The sequence below is a fragment of the Collinsella sp. An271 genome (assembly GCF_002159695.1).
Classification (GTDB): Bacteria; Actinomycetota; Coriobacteriia; order Coriobacteriales; family Coriobacteriaceae; genus Collinsella; species Collinsella ihumii.
The window spans coordinates 211,360-225,936 of record NZ_NFJE01000005.1 but is presented as its reverse complement, the minus strand read 5'-3'; the positions used below and the strand labels follow the sequence as shown (position 1 = coordinate 225,936).

Here is a 14,577-nt window from a genome sequence, read left to right as displayed (position 1 = left end):
GGATGACGTCGAGGATGGTGCCGTCGCGCGCCTCGACGATGGCGACGACCTTGTCCTCCCACTGCAGCGGGTCGGGCTCGCCCACGATGGAGTAGGCCTTCTCCTGCAGCTCCTCGATCGAGACGTGCGGGATGCCCGCGGCGTCCATGCAATCGATGATGTCCTGGCGCGCCGGGTTGACGGCGGTGCCGTAGTCGGTCACGACGACGTCGACGCACTCGCCGGGGGTCGTCACCGTGGTGACGTCCTTGCAGATGGTCGGCATGCGGCCGCGCACGAGCGGGGTCACGATGATGCAGCACTTGGAGCCAGCGGCGGTGTCGGGATGACCGCCGGGCGCGCCGCGGACCACGCCGTCGGAGCCGGTGATGACGTTGACGTTGAACTTGGTGTCGACCTCGAGGGCCGCGAGGATCATGTAGTCAAGGTAGTTGACGTAGGCGCCCTTGTTCGCGGGGTTCGCATAGTCGCTCACGGTCATCTCAACGTGATCGGGGCAATCGTGCAGGTGCGCGATGGCCTTGGTGTCGAAGTCCTGCGTGTCGACGATCTTGCGCACGTAGCCGCGATCCTGCAGGTCGCACATGTTGCCGGTGATGCCGCCGAAGGCGACGCCCATCTTGATCTCCTTGGCGTCCATGCGCTCCTCGAGGAAGCGGGTCACGGCAAGGGACGGGCCGCCGGCGCCGGTCTGATAGGAGAAGCCGTCGACGAACCACGGGGTGGCCGCGATGATGTCGGCAGCGCGCTCGGCCATCATGAGGTCGCGCGGATCCTGGGTGACGCGGGCCTCCTTGGTGCCGATGCGCTTGGGGTCGCCGATCTCGTCGACCACGACGACGCAGTCAACGTCCTCGCACTTGATGGACGCGGGCACGTTCGGGAAGGGAGCCAGTGTATCGGTCAGCACGACGACGCGGTCGGCGTACTTGGAATCGGGAATGGCGTAACCCATGGAACCGCAGTTGTTCTTGCCGCCGTTGCCGCTGGCGTTACCGACCTTGTCGCACGACGCGGCAGCGAGGAATGCGATGTCGACGTGCAGCTCGCCGGCCATGAGGGCGCGGGGACGACCGCCGTGGGAGCGGATGATCGCCGGCTCCTTCAGCTTGCCAGCGGAGATGACATCACCGATGCGACCGCGGACGCCGGAGGCCTGGACCTGGACGATGATGCCCTGCTCGATGTAGTCGGCGAGCAGGTTGTGGGCATCACCGAGGGAGGTGGCGGCCACGCGCAGGTCCTTGATGCCCATCTCCTCGACGAGGACCTTGCACACCATGGAGGCGGTGTAGTCGCCGTTGCGGAACGCATGGTGGAACGAAATGGTCATACCGTCGTGGGCGCCGCACTTCTCGCACGCCTCGCGGATGCTCGCACACAGCTTGTCGGCGACGGGCTTCTCGTTCATGACGGTCGTCGGCGCGTCGCGCTTCAGGATCTGGCCGTCCTTGGCGAAGCGGCCCTGATAGACTTCCTTGCCGTCGACGAGCAGGTAGTCGGGGATATCCCTTCCGACTGCATTAATCATATCTTGGCTCCTCTCTTACAGATCGCCGTGGTAGACGCCGCACTTCTTGGCGAGCTCGATGATGCGCTCCGCCTCCTTGAAGAACGGAGGATCGACCATCTTGCCGTCGACGACGTACACGCCAACACCGGCGTCTGCCTGCTCGCGGCAGCTGCGCACGATCTTCTCGGAGTGAGCGATCTGCTTCTGGGTGGGCGCCAGGCGCTCGTGGACATATGCGATCTGCTTGGGGTTGATCAGCGACTTGCCGTCGAAGCCCATGCGGACGATGAGATCGACCTCGCGGCGGAAGCCTTCCTCGTCATCCAGGTTGGGATACATGGTGTCGAGGCACTGAACGCCGGCAGCGCGGGCGGCGAGCAGCATCATGGAGCGAGCGGTGTTGATCTCGATGCCGTCGGGCTCGATCTGCACGCGCATCGAGGTGCGGAAGTCGCCGCCGGAGATGGCGCAGCCGAGCATGCGGTCGCTCGCGGTGCAGATCTCGTAGGCGTTCATGATGCCCAGCGGGCTCTCGAGCGCAGCCATGAGCAGCGTGCGGCCGACCTCGACGCCGAACTCCTTCTCGGCAGCCTCGACGGCGGCCTCGACCTCTTTGACCTGCTCAGCGCTCTCGCACTTCGGGATACGGATACCGTCGGCACCGCCGGCGACGCACACGCGCACGTCCTCCTGCCAGTACTCGGTGTCCGTGCCGTTGATGCGGACGATGACCTCGGTGTCGCCATAGTCGATCGTGGTCAGCGCGTGATACAGCGAGAAGCGGGCGGCGTCCTTCTGGTTGACGGCGACCGCGTCCTCGAGGTCGAGCATGATGGAGTCGCAGCCGTAAATATAAGCATCCTTGATGAGGCCCGGGCGCTGCGCGTTCATGAACATCATGGTGCGGCGCAGACGGTCCTTGTTCGGACGCGGACGGGTGATCTTGCCTGCCATTACTGGATGACACCTCCCCAGGGGATGTTGACCATGGACGCGTCGCAGCTGCGGAACACCGCGCACTCGACGCGGGCCTTGAGCGTGCAGTCAAGCGCGCCCTTGTCCACGACGGAGACCAGACCGGTCTCGACGCCGAGGCGGCCCAGGGTCTCCTCGACCGTGGCCTTGATCTGGCGACCGTACTGGTTGATGACGCTGCTCTCGATGACAACCTCGAGCTTGTCTGCAGGCGACACGGTCACTTGGGCGTCGCTCGACTCGAGCGTGCCGGCCATTGCGGTCTTCTCGATAACCATTCGCACTCCCTTCCGTTGCTCCCGTCATGCGTCGGGGCGAGCAGCTTCGACGCATGACGGATTCATGTGCTTTGCACGTCGCGACCATCATAGAAGAATCAGCAATAACTTTTTGGGTCATGATAGCTTGGAATTGAGTCGTATGAGGAATAGTTAAGAAAAGCGGTGTTCCTCAGATGTTTTTTGACCGCTCAGCGTATCTCAGCATCCGCTTGCTTGTTTTTCTGATGTCTCTCAGTCAGGCATTCCATTTTGTAATGTTTTTCCATGAGTTTTGAGAATGTTTGAGCCAGGCACTTAACGCCCGCAGAAAGGACCGGGCCCCCGGCAGCAGATGCTGTCGGGGGCCCGGTGCGCATGCTCGGAAAACTGTCGCCGTCAGGGGACGCTACTCGAAGTCGTACGGCTTGATCTGGCGGATGACGTCGAGGATGGTGCCGTCGCGCGCCTCGACGATGGCGACGACCTTGTCCTCCCACTGCAGCGGGTCGGGCTCGCCCACGATGGAGTAGGCCTTCTCCTGCAGGCTCTCTATGCTGACATGCGGGATGCCGGCCGCATCCAGGCACTCGATGATATCGGTGCGGGCGGGGTTCACCGCGGTGCCGTAGTCGGTCACGAGCACGTCAACGCACTCGCCCGGCGTGGTGACGGTGGTGACATCCTTGCACACAACGGGCATGCGACCACGCACGAGCGGCGTCACGATGATGCAGCACTTCGAGGTCGCCGCGGTGTCGGGGTGACCGCCGGGAGCGCCGCGGACCACGCCATCGGAGCCGGTAACGACATTGACGTTGAACTTGGTGTCGATCTCGAGAGCGGAAAGCACCATGTAGTCCAGATAGTTCACGAACGAGCCCTTGGATCCGGGGTTCGCGTACTCGCTCTGACTCATCTCCACATGGTTCGGGTTATTCGCAAGGTGATTGATTGCGGTCTGATCGAAATCCTGCACATCGATGATTTTGCCGACAAGTCCCTTGTCCAACAGATTGCAGATAGCACCGGACACGCCACCCAGAGCGAAGCCCATCTTGATGTTCTTCTCGCGCATGTGATCCTCGAGGAATCGATTCACCGCGAGCGACGGGCCGCCGACACCGGTCTGGAACGAAAAGCCGTTCTTGAAGTATGGCAGCGCGGCGATGACGTCGGCAGCATTCTTGGCCATCATGAGCTCACGCGGATCCTGGGTGAAGCGTGCCTCCTTAGAGGCGATGCGCTTGGGGTCGCCGATCTCGTCGACCACGACGACGTAATCCACGTCCTCGCACTTGATGGATGCGGGCACGTTCGGGAAATCGACCAGGGTGTCCGTGATGATAACGACCTTGTCGGCATACTGCGAGTCGGGGATGGCGAACCCGAGCGAACCGCAGTTGTTCTTGCCGCCGACGCCGCTGGCATTGCCCGCCTTGTCCGACGTGGACGCGGCGAGGAACGCGACGTCGACGTGCAGCTCGCCGGCCATCATGGCGCGGGGACGACCACCATGCGAGCGGATGATCGCGGGCTCCTTCAGCTTGCCATGCGAGATGGCCTCGCCGATGCGGCCGCGCACGCCCGAGGACTCGATATGGGTGATGATGCCCTGCTCGATGTAGTCGGCGAGCAGGTCGTGCGCGTCGCCCAGGGAGGTGGCGGCGACGTGCAGGTCGCGCACGCCGAAATCCTCGACAAGCACCTTGACGACCTGACTTGCCGTGTAGTCGCCGTTGCGGAACTCGCTGTGGAACGAGATGGTCATGCCGTCGTGCACGTCGCAGTGCTCGCAGGCCTCGTGGATGCTCGCGCACAGCTTGTCGGCCACGGGCTTCTCATGCATCACGCACGTGGGCGAATCGCGTTTAACAAGCTGCCCGTCCTTGGCGAAACGGCCTTGATAGACCTCCTTGCCGTCTGCGAGCAGGTAGTCGGGGATATCCCTTCCGACTGCGTTGATCATGGGTGATCCACTCCTCTCTTACAGGTCACCGTGGTAGACGCCGCACTTCTTGGCGAGCTCTATGATGCGCTCGGCCTCCTTGTAGAACGGAGGGTCGACCATCTTGCCGTCGACGACGTACACGCCGATGCCCGCCTCGGACTGAGCACGGCAGCTGCGCGCGATGTTCTCCGCATGGGCGATCTGCTTCTGGGTGGGGGCGAACTTCTCGTGGATATAGGCGATCTGCTTGGGATTGATGACGGATTTGCCGTCGAAGCCCATGCGTGCGACCAGATCGACCTCGCGGCGGAAGCCCTCCTCGTCATCCAGATTCGGGAACATGGTGTCGAGGCACTGCACGCCGGCGGCGCGGGCCGCAAGCAGCATCTGGCCGCGGGCCGCCTGCATCTCGATGCCGTCCGGCTCAATCTGGACATGCATGCTCTGACGGAAGTCGCCGCCGGAGATGGCGCAGCCGAGCATACGGTCGCTCGCGGTGCAGATCTCATACGCGTTCATGATGCCGAGCGGGCTCTCGAGCGCAGCCATGAGCAGGGTGCGGCCGACCTCGACGCCGAACTCGCGCTCCGCGGCCTCGACGGCGGCCTCAACCTGGCGGACCATGTCGGCGCTCTCGCACTTGGCGATGCGGATGCCGTCGGCACCGCCGGCGACGCACACGCGCACGTCCTCCTGCCAGTACTCCGTATCGAGACCGTTGATGCGGACGATGACCTCGGTGTCGCCGTAGTCGATCGTGGTCAACGCGTGGTAGAGGCTGAACCGAGCAGCGTCCTTCTGGTTGACGGCGACCGCGTCCTCGAGGTCGAGGATGATCGAGTCGACACCATAGATATAGGCGTCCTTGATGAGGCCCGGGCGCTGCGCGTTCATGAACATCATGGTGCGGCGCAGGCGATCCTTCTTCGGGCGCGGGCGGGTAATCTTGTCTGCCATTATCGAATAGCACCTCCCCAGGGGATATCGGTGAGCGATGCGTCGTAGCTGCGGAACACCGCGCACTCGACGCGGGCCTTGATCGTGCAGTCCAGCGCGCCCTTGTCCACGACGGAGATCAGGCCCTGCTTGATGTCCAGGCGGTCGAGGACATCCTCGACCGTGGCCTTGATCTGGCGACCGTACTGGTTGATGACGCTGCTCTCGATGACGACTTCCAATGTATCGGCGGGCGACACGGTCACTTGAGCGTCGCTCGACTCGAGCGTGCCGGCCATCGCGGTCTTCTCGATAACCATTTGCACTCCCTTCTTCCAATGCTCGGGATGACCCTTGCGGTCCGATTTGCCCTCCCAAGCGCTTCATCGCAATCATAGGAAGTGGTTATCAGTATTAGAAGTTCTTGATTTACCTTGTATTCCATTCCAGATAGGAATTGTTCAGCACTCGTCAACATTTCTTGCAGCGCGCGACCGTTCAGCTCCAAAACCCATCCGTCTGCCTGTTCTTATGCTGTTCTTGCAGCTAACATTCCAAATATGAAACGCGGTCCAGAACGATATTGCATAGAATGCAATCCATGCGTTGCTACCATTTCCATTACGTTGCGGAATCCTATACACCGGTTTCCATGAAGCCGGCGTATAGACATGAAAGGAGGGCCGCCGGTGGACGAAAAGGACTTCGCGCTGCTACATGTGCTCAAGGAGTGCGGCAACATCACCCATGCCGCCGACCGGCTCTATCTCACGCAGTCGGCCCTTTCCAAACGCATCAAGGCGGTTGAGCGCGAGCTAGGGTGCGAGATCGTCCTGCGCACGCGCAAGGGCGTCCGCTTCACGCCCGCCGGCGAACTGGTGCTCGAGCACACCGCGCAGGCGGCCCGCGAACTCGGTCTGCTGCGCCGCGAGCTCGACGCCGCCCAAGACAAGGTCTGCGGCACGCTGAGCGCGGGCTTCTCGGTCAACTACGCCTTCATCCACCTGTCCGAGCTGCTCACCGAGTATCACCGGCGCTACCCCCAGGTGCAGCTCAACATCGTCACCGGACAGAGCCGCGACCTGCACGGACTGCTGCAGCGCGGCGAGCTCGATGTCGCGGTGCTGCGCGGCGAGTTTCCCTGGGACGGTATGCAGTACCTTCTGTCGCAAGAGCGCATCTGCGCCGTCTGCACGCACGAGAACGAGCATACGCCGCTCTCCGAGCTGACCTATATCAACCACACCACCGACGTGGCGCACACCGCGCTCATGACGCGGTGGCTGCACGAGAACAACCTTGCGCAGACCGCGAATCGAATCAACGTCACCGCCCTCATGACCTGTCAGGAGCTCGTCAAGCAGGGCATCGGCTGGGCGCTGCTTCCCGAAATCGTGCTCGGCGGCTTCGACGGCTGCATTCGTCCGTGCATGTTCTCCAACGGCGAGCCGTTCATCCGGCGTATGTACATCGACTGCCAGAAGGAGGCGGAGCAGCTCCCCCAAGTCCAGGCGCTTGTGGACCTCATCAAGGAGCAGTACGCCCGCGGATCGGGCGCAAGTCCGGTCAACACCGCGATATCGCCCCAAAGCGCCCTGTCTGACCTGCCGTAACGCTCTTTTCGACCGCCTCCTCCCCCATCCAGAAAGGACCACCATGGAAGACTACACCGTGTCCAAGGTCTGGCCGTCAGACGCCTACACCCTCTCCAAAGTCGACGCCCTGCTCGAACGGGAGGGCATCCAGCGCGACGGCAACCTCGACTACACCTGCGCAATCCAAGATGACGACCTAAACGTCATCGCCACGGGCAGCTGCTTTGGCAACACCCTGCGCTGCCTCGCGGTCGACAGCCGCTATCAGGGCGAGGGCCTCATGAACAAGCTCATCACCCATCTGATCGATGTGCAGTATGAGCGCGGGAACAACCATCTGTTCGTGTATACGAAGGTCTCGTCGGCGAAGTTCTTCTGCGACCTCGGCTTCAAGGAGATCGCCCGCGTCGACGGCATGCTCGTCTTTTTGGAAAACCGCCTCGACGGCTTCGCCTCCTACCTGCGCAACCTCTCCGCGACGCGTCGAGAGGGCACCGCAGGCGCCGTCATCATGAACGCCAACCCCTTTACCCTCGGCCATCAGCATCTGGTCGAAGTCGCCGCCGCGGATGTCGACACGCTCCACCTGTTCGTCGTGAGCGAGGATGCGAGTCTGGTGCCGTTCGCCGTGCGCAAGAAGCTCGTGTGCGACGGCGTCGCCGAAATCGACAACGTCGTGGTGCACGACTCCGGCCCCTACATCATCTCGTCGGCCACCTTCCCGAGCTACTTCCTGAAAGACGACGCCGCCGTCAACGAGGGCCATGCGCGCCTCGACATCGCCATCTTCAGCCGCATCGCGCACGAGCTCGGCATCACGCGCCGCTATGTGGGCGAGGAGCCGACCAGCCAGGTCACCGGCGTCTACAACCGCGTCATGCTCGAGGAGCTGCCCCGCGAGGGCATCGAGGTCGTCGTGGTGCCGCGTGTGGGCGTCGACGGAGCCCCCGTCAGCGCCTCGACCGTGCGCCGCGCCCTGCAGGCGGGAGACTGGAACCGCGTTCGCGAGCTCGTGCCCGAGACGACCTACAGCTACTTCCGAAGCCCGGAGGCCGCCCCGGTACTCGAGCGCATCCGCGCTGCGGAGAACGTGGTCCACTACTAGGCGAACTTTTGGGCTTTTGGGGACAGTCCCTTTTTGTTCACGACGGCGCAGCCGCGCCGTCGTGAACAAAAAGGGACTGTCCCCAAAAGATCGTCCCCGGCTTGCAGACCCACTCGGGGCATATTAAAATAGTTGACATGTCAAGTATTCTCGAGATTCGCGAGGCCCTGTGGAACTGATTCATATCCTGGCAACCCTGTTCATCGCCGTTGCGGGCTTTTTGGTCGCCCGCCGCATCGGCATACCCGTCCCCGCCATGATCGGCTCCATGCTTGCCGTGGGCATCGTCAGCGCGTTCACCGGCTTCACCGAGATGCCCGCTCCCATCAAGGCGATTTCCCAGGGCATCTCGGGCGCATTCATCGGCCTTTCCATCTCACGGCGCGACGTGCGCAACGTCCCGCACATGATCAAGCCGCTTATCCTGCTGATCACGCTGCTGACCGTCAACACGATTTCTCTCGGCATCGTGTTCCACGTCTTCTTTGGATGGGACCTCATGACGGGCCTGCTCTCCTGCGTCGCGGGAGGCATCGCCGACGTCTCGCTCATCGCCATGGATCTCGATGCGGATGCGAGCACCGTCGCCATCATGCAGACGCTGCGTCTGGCCACCGTGCTCGCCTTTCTGCCCTCATGGGTGCAGTTCATGACGCGCAACATCGATGAGGAGGAGGATTCCGGCCCCTCGCTCGACATGAGCCATGTCGACAACCCGACCGTGCTGGACCGATTCATCAACACGCAGAGGCGCAAGACCGCCTTCACCCTGATTATCGCTCTGACCTGCGGCGCTGTGGGCTATGCGAGCGGAATCCCCGCGGGTTCGCTTGTCTGCTCGCTGATCGTGGTCGCTGCGCTCAACATCTTCACCGATGCCTGTGCGATGCCCATGACCATCAAGCGCATCGCACAGGTGCTCGCCGGCAGCCTCGTGGGCTCATCGGTCACGCCCGAGACCATTTCGCACCTCAACACCATCGTTGGCCCGGTCATCATCATGATGGCCATGTACATGATCGTGAACTTCACGTTTTCGAAGATCGCGACCAAGACCGGCATGCTCGATATGAAGAGCGCCCTGTTCGCCTCTTCGCCGGGCGGCGCGAGCGATATGGCGCTCATCGCCGGCGACCTGGGGGCCGACCTGGCCAAGATCGCCGTGCTGCAGATCTGCCGCGTCATCTACGCGTCGGCGCTCATGCCGCAGGTGGCCATCTTGGTCGTGCGCCTCATGGCCTGATTTTGGGGCGAACTTTTGGGGACAGTCCCTTTTTGTTCACGGCGGCGCAGCTGCGCCGCCGTGAACAAAAAGGGACTGTCCCCAAAAGTTCGCCCCTCCCGGACTACATGCGACCGAGCTCGCGCATCTTGAGCTCGTAGGCCGTGGCGATGATCTCGCAGCAGCCCTCCACGCCGAACAGGGCGCGGTTGATGACGAGGTCCTTGCCCTGGCGCAGCTTGCGCTTACCCGCGGAGTAGCGCTTGTAGAACAGCTCGCGGTTGCGCTGCATCTTCTTGATGAGCTTGATGGCCTTGGCCTCGGTCAGGCCGCGACGGCGCTGCACGATCTCCACGCGCTCGGCGAGCGGCGCGGTAACGTAGACCGTGATGAGGTTCGGGTTGTCGCGCAGGATGTAGTCGGACAGGCGCCCGATGATGATGCACGACTCCGAGGAACCCACGTCCAGAATGACCTGCTTCAGGCTCTCGAACAGCTTGTCGGCCGTGGTGCGCGAGTCGAAGCGGTCCGGCAGAAACGTCATCATCTCCGCCGCGACCATCTCGTCGTAGGACGCGACCTTGTCGACCACCGTGTCCGAGCGGCGGGCGGCGCGGATGAGCAGCTCGTTGTCGTACAGCGGGATGCCGAGGCGCTCCTGCAGCGCGATGCCGATCTCGTGCGCATCGGTGCCGTACTCGCGCGCGATGGTGATCACCACGGGGTACTCCGGATCGCTCGTCTCGGTCGGCGCGCCGAGGGCGTCGTTGGCGTACATGTCCTGCGCGTAGAGCTTGGTCACATCCACCGATTTCTTGTTCGCAAGTGCCATGGGAGGCCGTCCAATCTGCCGGAGGCGTGCGCCCCGGCGGCTCGTTCGCTACGCGGCGACCACGCGACGCTGGTAGGCGCGCACGATCAGCGAGATGCCGAAGTTCAAGATGAAGTATAGCGCGAACACGAAACCGTACACGAGCAGCACCTGGTCGAGATTGGTCGTGTAGCCCATGACCACCTTGGACTGGAACATGAACTCGGCCACGTTGATGCCGGCCAGGTACGAGGAGTCCTTGATGACCGTCGTGCACTGGCTGAACAGCGCGGGGATAATCGTCTTGAACGTCTGCGGCAGGATGATGAGGCGCATGCTCGCAAAGAAGCCGAAGCCCTGGGAGCGCGCCGCCTCGAACTGGCTCTTGGGGATGGAGTTCAGGCCGCCGCGGATTATCTCGGCCATGACCGCCGACGTGAAGATCGTGAAGGCGAGCACCGAGATGAAGATGTCATCGCCCTTGACCGTGAAGTAGATGAACAGGATCCACAGCAGGTTCGGCGTGCAGCGGAACAGCTCGATGTAGGCGCTCACGAGCCACTTGAAGATGGCGAGCTTGCCCGTGCAGAACTGCTTGGCGAGCGCGAGCACCGTGCCCAAGATGACCGAGAAGATGATGGCGAGAACCGAGATCTCGATGGTCCTCACGAAGCCCATCAGCATGAACGTGACGTTGGCTTGGGTAAAGATCTCCATGCGCTACGCCTCCTTCGCGGGCTCGGGGGCAGGGGTGATGCCCGGGATGTTCTTGGCGCGCGGACGGCGCTTGGAGCGGCGCTCCAGGAACTGGACGAGCAGCGCCAGCGGGAAGCAGATGAGGAAGTACAGCACGCAGGCCATGATGTAACCCTGCAGGTAGCCGTAGGTCGACACGAAGTTGTCCGCGTTGTACATGAGGTCGCCGCCGGCGATGAGCGCGAGCACCGAGGTGTTCTTGACCAGGTTCAGCGCCTGGTTGCACAGCGGGGGCAGGATGACCTTGAACGTCTGCGGCAGGATGATGTAGGCGTAGGCCTGCGGGCGGGTGAAGCCCTGCGACAGCGCCGCCTCCATCTGGCCGCGCGGCACCGACTCGATGCCCGTGCGGATGACCTCGGAGATGTAGGCCGCGTGATAGAGGCCCACGCCGAGCGCGCCGATGGCGAAGGCCGACAGGCGGACCGGCGAGTCGGCGCCGGTGATGGCCTGCAGCAGCCTCGGGCCGGCCATGTAGTAGAAGAACACCTGCACCGGCAGCGGGGTGTTCTGGAAGAACTCGACGTAGATGCGGCTGATGGCGCGCAGCACACGCGAGTGCGTCGTCGAGAAGACGCCCAGGACGGAGCCGAGCAGAAGCGAGATCAGCAAGCCGGCGACAACGACCTGCAGCGTGAAGGCGAAGCCCTCCCACAGCGCAGGCATCTCCGCCAACGTGATCTCCCAACGCTTGGCGTCTAGCAGACCCTCGAGCATATCTCTCCTTTCCAATCTGTCTCAAGATGAGGCCGGTGCGCAGCGAAATCCGCGCGGGCGCGACCCCGCGAACCAGCCTTGTCTGAAGACAACACAGGGGCGGACGTCCTGATACGGCGTCCGCCCCGCATGCAGCTATAGGCTACGGTTACGCGCTCGCGCCCAGCCAGGTGGAAATCTCCTCATCCATCCAGCCGTTGTCGAGCAGCTCGACGACCGTGTTCTCGACCACGTCGGACAGGTCGGAGCCCTTCTTGGTGGCAATGCCGTAATCCTGCGTGCCGAACTCGATGTCGGGCTGGACGAGCTCCTTCTGATCGTTCATGTAGGTGTTCAGCGTGGAGCGGTCCATGGCGAAGGCGTCGATGTTGCCGGACTCGAGCGCGGAGTTGATGGACGGGTAGTCCGGGTACTCCTTGAACTCGGGCGTCGCGCCGATCTCCTTCTCCTCGAACATGGTGAGGATGGCGTCCTTGGTGGTGGAACCCTGGGAGACGCCGATGATCTTGCCGTCGAAGTCGGCCATCTCGGCGATGCCGGAGGACTTCATGACCATGATGCCCACGGAGTCGGTGCGGTAGGAGGTGGAGAAGTCCCAGTCCTCCTCGCGCTCGGGCGTGATGGTGTAGGTGGCGCACACGATGTCGAGGGAGTCGTTGTCGATAAGCGGGCCGCGGGTCTTCGGGGTCACGGTGGTGAACTCGCAGAGCTTCTGCTCCTTGGCCTCATCGTAGGAAACACCCAGGACCGCCGCGGCGACCTGGTAGCATAGGTCGATCTCGAGACCCTCGTACTCGTTGGTCTCGGTGTTCAGATAACCGTAGCCGAGCACGTCGGCCTTGACGCCGCAGTTGAGCTTGCCGCGGGCCTTGATGGCCTCGACCTTGGAATCGGAGCTGCCGCCGGTGGAGCCGGCGCTGCTGGAGCCGGAGTCGCCGCCGCAGCCGGTCAGCGCGCTCGCGCCTGCCGCCGCCACGATGCCGAGACCGCAAACCTGCAGGAAATTGCGACGAGAGATGTTCTTCATAATCGGTACCCCTTCCATTTTCGGTACGGATATCGCCTAACGCGGCACCTGACCGCGCGGGGCTGCGAAGGTGGGACGGCAGGCGCGCTGCGGGCGCCCGGACCGCCTAGTGCAGAATCTTGTTGAGGAAGTCCTTGCAACGGGGATTCTGCGGGTTGGTGAAGAAGTGCTCGGGCGTGCCCTCCTCCAGGATCTGGCCATCGTCCATGAAGATCACGCGGTCGGCGACCTGCTTGGCGAAGTTCATCTCGTGCGTGACGCAGATCATGGTGATGTTGTCCTGGGCGAGCTCGATCATGACGTCGAGCACTTCCTGAATCATCTCGGGGTCGAGCGCGGAGGTCGGCTCGTCGAACAGGATGATGGGCTGCTTGGTGCACATGGCGCGCGCGATGGCGACGCGCTGCTGCTGGCCGCCGGAGAGGTTCTGCGGGTACTCGCCGGCCTTTGCGGCCAAGCCGACGCGCTCGAGCGCTGCCATGGCGGTGCGCGTCGCCTCTTCCTTGGTCTTCTTCTGCAGCTTGATCGGGGCGAGCGTGAGGTTGCCGAGCACCGTCATGTTCGGATACAGGTTGAACTGCTGGAACACCATGGACGAATACTTGCGGGCCATCTCGAGGTGGTTCTTCTTGGTGAGCTCGATACCGTCGATGATGACCTGGCCGCTCGTGGGCTCCTCGAGGTAATCGACGCAACGGATGAGCGTGGACTTACCCGAGCCGGACGGCCCGATGACAACGACCTTCTCACCCTCCTTGACGGTGAGGTTGATGTCCTTCAGGACATGAAGGTCGCCGAAATACTTGTTCAGCCCGCGGATTTCGATCATGTCGGCCATTGGCGCGGTTCCCCTCCTTCAACGAGCCGAAACCGCGTGGAGCATATGCACCACCCGCGCGAGCGGGCGGTCATGGCGGCTCGACTCATGTGCTGTACGTTCCGTGCGGGACGCGTCTTTGATGTGCGACGCGTCCGCGACGAGTTGATTTTCAAGTTAGCGCATGCGACGCGAAGCGAAACATGCAGAGGTTTTGAATAAAACCATTGTCCACCGGTATTGTGAAAATGGATTTACCCTATTGGAGCTCCATTATACACACCGCTTGAATGCAGTATTTACAGGCAGCTTCCCGAAACAGTTTGGTTACCAAGAATGTATAACGCCGCTGAACCTAGATAAGGCGCGCGCCGACCTCCTTGGCTGCCATCGGCTTGTCGAAGTTACCCCCGGTCGCCTTGGTGAGCGCGCCCATCACGCGGCCCATGTCCTTCTTGGACGTAGCGCCCAGCTCTGCGATCGTCTGCTCGATGAGGGCAATGAGCGCATCGCCCGTCACCTGCTCGGGCAGCAGGCTCTCGAGAATCTTGACCTGCTCGGTGAGCGTATCGGTGCGCTCCTGATTGTTGGCGGCCTTGATCGACATCTCTAGCGTCTCGTTCGTCTGCTTGATGAGGCGCTTGATCATGTTGTCGACGTCCGTCTCGGTCGCATCGCGGCGCTCGTTGACCTCGATGTTCTTCACTTCGCCGATAACCTGGCGGATGATGGACAGCCTTGTCTTGTCCTTGGCCTTCATGGCCGCGATCATCTGCTCGTGCAGCTCTTCGCTCGTCATTTGTCCTCCTTATCCTTGCGGCTCGCCGAGACGGCGAGGGCCCCGTTCGGGGGACCCTCGACCGTCCCGGCGAGCCTCTTCGCGATCATATGCGCA

At 62.6% G+C, this 14,577-nt stretch carries 15 protein-coding genes; 3 read left to right on the top strand and 12 right to left on the bottom strand.

The window, feature by feature from the left end; translation table 11 throughout:
- The 6 genes from citF (B5F74_RS06525) to citD (B5F74_RS06500) all read right to left on the bottom strand — a co-directional run.
- Window positions 1–1,531 (bottom strand): citrate lyase subunit alpha (gene citF / locus B5F74_RS06525; RefSeq protein ID WP_087200987.1); only part of this gene is annotated, 1,531 nt, incomplete at its 3' end.
- Window positions 1,532–1,546: 15 nt separating this feature from the next.
- The gene (locus B5F74_RS06520; protein ID WP_066830526.1) at window positions 1,547–2,467 is read right to left on the bottom strand and encodes an aldolase/citrate lyase family protein; all 921 of its coding nucleotides are present in this window, start codon (window positions 2,465–2,467) and stop codon (window positions 1,547–1,549) included.
- Window positions 2,467–2,766: a citrate lyase acyl carrier protein gene (gene citD, locus B5F74_RS06515; protein ID WP_066830528.1), complete on the bottom strand. Its 300-nt coding sequence runs from the start codon at window positions 2,764–2,766 to the stop codon at window positions 2,467–2,469. The genes B5F74_RS06520 and citD (B5F74_RS06515) overlap by 1 nt, the downstream gene beginning before the upstream one ends.
- A 388-nt stretch (window positions 2,767–3,154) precedes the next feature.
- Complete coding sequence (gene citF, locus B5F74_RS06510) at window positions 3,155–4,714, bottom strand: citrate lyase subunit alpha (protein WP_087200985.1); 1,560 nt, start codon at window positions 4,712–4,714, stop codon at window positions 3,155–3,157.
- Between the two features lie 18 nt (window positions 4,715–4,732).
- Complete coding sequence (locus tag B5F74_RS06505) at window positions 4,733–5,653, bottom strand: aldolase/citrate lyase family protein (protein WP_204212475.1); 921 nt, start codon at window positions 5,651–5,653, stop codon at window positions 4,733–4,735.
- A complete protein-coding gene (gene citD / locus B5F74_RS06500) occupies window positions 5,653–5,952 on the bottom strand; it encodes a citrate lyase acyl carrier protein (RefSeq protein ID WP_087200983.1) in 300 nt (99 codons plus the stop codon). Before citD (B5F74_RS06500) ends, B5F74_RS06505 begins: the two co-directional genes overlap by 1 nt.
- A 369-nt stretch (window positions 5,953–6,321) precedes the next feature.
- Between citD (B5F74_RS06500) and B5F74_RS06495 the strand changes: the two genes are divergently transcribed.
- The 3 genes from B5F74_RS06495 (at window position 6,322) to B5F74_RS06485 (ending at window position 9,575) form a co-directional block, all read left to right on the top strand.
- Window positions 6,322–7,245, top strand: coding sequence for a LysR family transcriptional regulator (locus B5F74_RS06495; protein ID WP_079989084.1), 924 nt, complete (start codon window positions 6,322–6,324; stop codon window positions 7,243–7,245).
- Between the two features lie 43 nt (window positions 7,246–7,288).
- Entirely contained in the window at window positions 7,289–8,332 is a 1,044-nt protein-coding gene (citC, locus tag B5F74_RS06490) for a [citrate (pro-3S)-lyase] ligase (protein WP_087200981.1), read from the top strand.
- A 169-nt stretch (window positions 8,333–8,501) separates the two neighbouring features.
- Complete coding sequence (locus tag B5F74_RS06485; protein WP_087200979.1) at window positions 8,502–9,575, top strand: AbrB family transcriptional regulator; 1,074 nt, start codon at window positions 8,502–8,504, stop codon at window positions 9,573–9,575.
- 103 nt (window positions 9,576–9,678) lie between these two features.
- On the opposite strand, the gene B5F74_RS06480 is transcribed toward B5F74_RS06485, so the two are convergent.
- The 6 genes from B5F74_RS06480 to B5F74_RS06455 all read right to left on the bottom strand — a co-directional run bounded on the left by B5F74_RS06480 (window position 9,679) and on the right by B5F74_RS06455 (window position 14,481).
- Complete coding sequence (locus B5F74_RS06480; protein ID WP_343217551.1) at window positions 9,679–10,386, bottom strand: cytidylate kinase-like family protein; 708 nt, start codon at window positions 10,384–10,386, stop codon at window positions 9,679–9,681.
- Between the two features lie 48 nt (window positions 10,387–10,434).
- Window positions 10,435–11,082, bottom strand: coding sequence for an amino acid ABC transporter permease (locus tag B5F74_RS06475; protein WP_087200977.1), 648 nt, complete (start codon window positions 11,080–11,082; stop codon window positions 10,435–10,437).
- 3 nt (window positions 11,083–11,085) lie between these two features.
- The gene (locus tag B5F74_RS06470) at window positions 11,086–11,838 is read right to left on the bottom strand and encodes an amino acid ABC transporter permease (protein ID WP_087200975.1); all 753 of its coding nucleotides are present in this window, start codon (window positions 11,836–11,838) and stop codon (window positions 11,086–11,088) included.
- A 148-nt stretch (window positions 11,839–11,986) separates the two neighbouring features.
- On the bottom strand, window positions 11,987–12,865 hold the full coding sequence (locus tag B5F74_RS06465) for a transporter substrate-binding domain-containing protein (RefSeq protein ID WP_239283383.1): 879 nt from the start codon (window positions 12,863–12,865) through the stop codon (window positions 11,987–11,989).
- Between the two features lie 106 nt (window positions 12,866–12,971).
- Entirely contained in the window at window positions 12,972–13,703 is a 732-nt protein-coding gene (locus tag B5F74_RS06460) for an amino acid ABC transporter ATP-binding protein (RefSeq protein ID WP_066830551.1), read from the bottom strand.
- 334 nt (window positions 13,704–14,037) lie between these two features.
- Entirely contained in the window at window positions 14,038–14,481 is a 444-nt protein-coding gene (locus B5F74_RS06455; RefSeq protein ID WP_087200972.1) for a GatB/YqeY domain-containing protein, read from the bottom strand.
- Window positions 14,482–14,577 lie beyond the last annotated feature (96 nt).

Excerpts from the sequence above, each read along its gene's own strand:
- B5F74_RS06520 (WP_066830526.1), bottom strand. The coding sequence starts at position 2,467 with ATGGCAGGCAAGATCACCCGTCCGCGTCCGAACAAGGACCGTCTGCGC.
- citD (WP_066830528.1), bottom strand. The coding sequence starts at position 2,766 with ATGGTTATCGAGAAGACCGCAATGGCCGGCACGCTCGAGTCGAGCGAC.
- citF (WP_087200985.1), bottom strand. The coding sequence starts at position 4,714 with ATGATCAACGCAGTCGGAAGGGATATCCCCGACTACCTGCTCGCAGAC.
- B5F74_RS06505 (WP_204212475.1), bottom strand. The coding sequence starts at position 5,653 with ATGGCAGACAAGATTACCCGCCCGCGCCCGAAGAAGGATCGCCTGCGC.
- citD (WP_087200983.1), bottom strand. The coding sequence starts at position 5,952 with ATGGTTATCGAGAAGACCGCGATGGCCGGCACGCTCGAGTCGAGCGAC.
- citC (WP_087200981.1), top strand. The coding sequence starts at position 7,289 with ATGGAAGACTACACCGTGTCCAAGGTCTGGCCGTCAGACGCCTACACC.
- B5F74_RS06480 (WP_343217551.1), bottom strand. The coding sequence starts at position 10,386 with ATGGCACTTGCGAACAAGAAATCGGTGGATGTGACCAAGCTCTACGCG.
- B5F74_RS06475 (WP_087200977.1), bottom strand. The coding sequence starts at position 11,082 with ATGGAGATCTTTACCCAAGCCAACGTCACGTTCATGCTGATGGGCTTC.
- B5F74_RS06470 (WP_087200975.1), bottom strand. The coding sequence starts at position 11,838 with ATGCTCGAGGGTCTGCTAGACGCCAAGCGTTGGGAGATCACGTTGGCG.
- B5F74_RS06465 (WP_239283383.1), bottom strand. The coding sequence starts at position 12,865 with ATGAAGAACATCTCTCGTCGCAATTTCCTGCAGGTTTGCGGTCTCGGC.
- B5F74_RS06460 (WP_066830551.1), bottom strand. The coding sequence starts at position 13,703 with ATGGCCGACATGATCGAAATCCGCGGGCTGAACAAGTATTTCGGCGAC.
- B5F74_RS06455 (WP_087200972.1), bottom strand. The coding sequence starts at position 14,481 with ATGACGAGCGAAGAGCTGCACGAGCAGATGATCGCGGCCATGAAGGCC.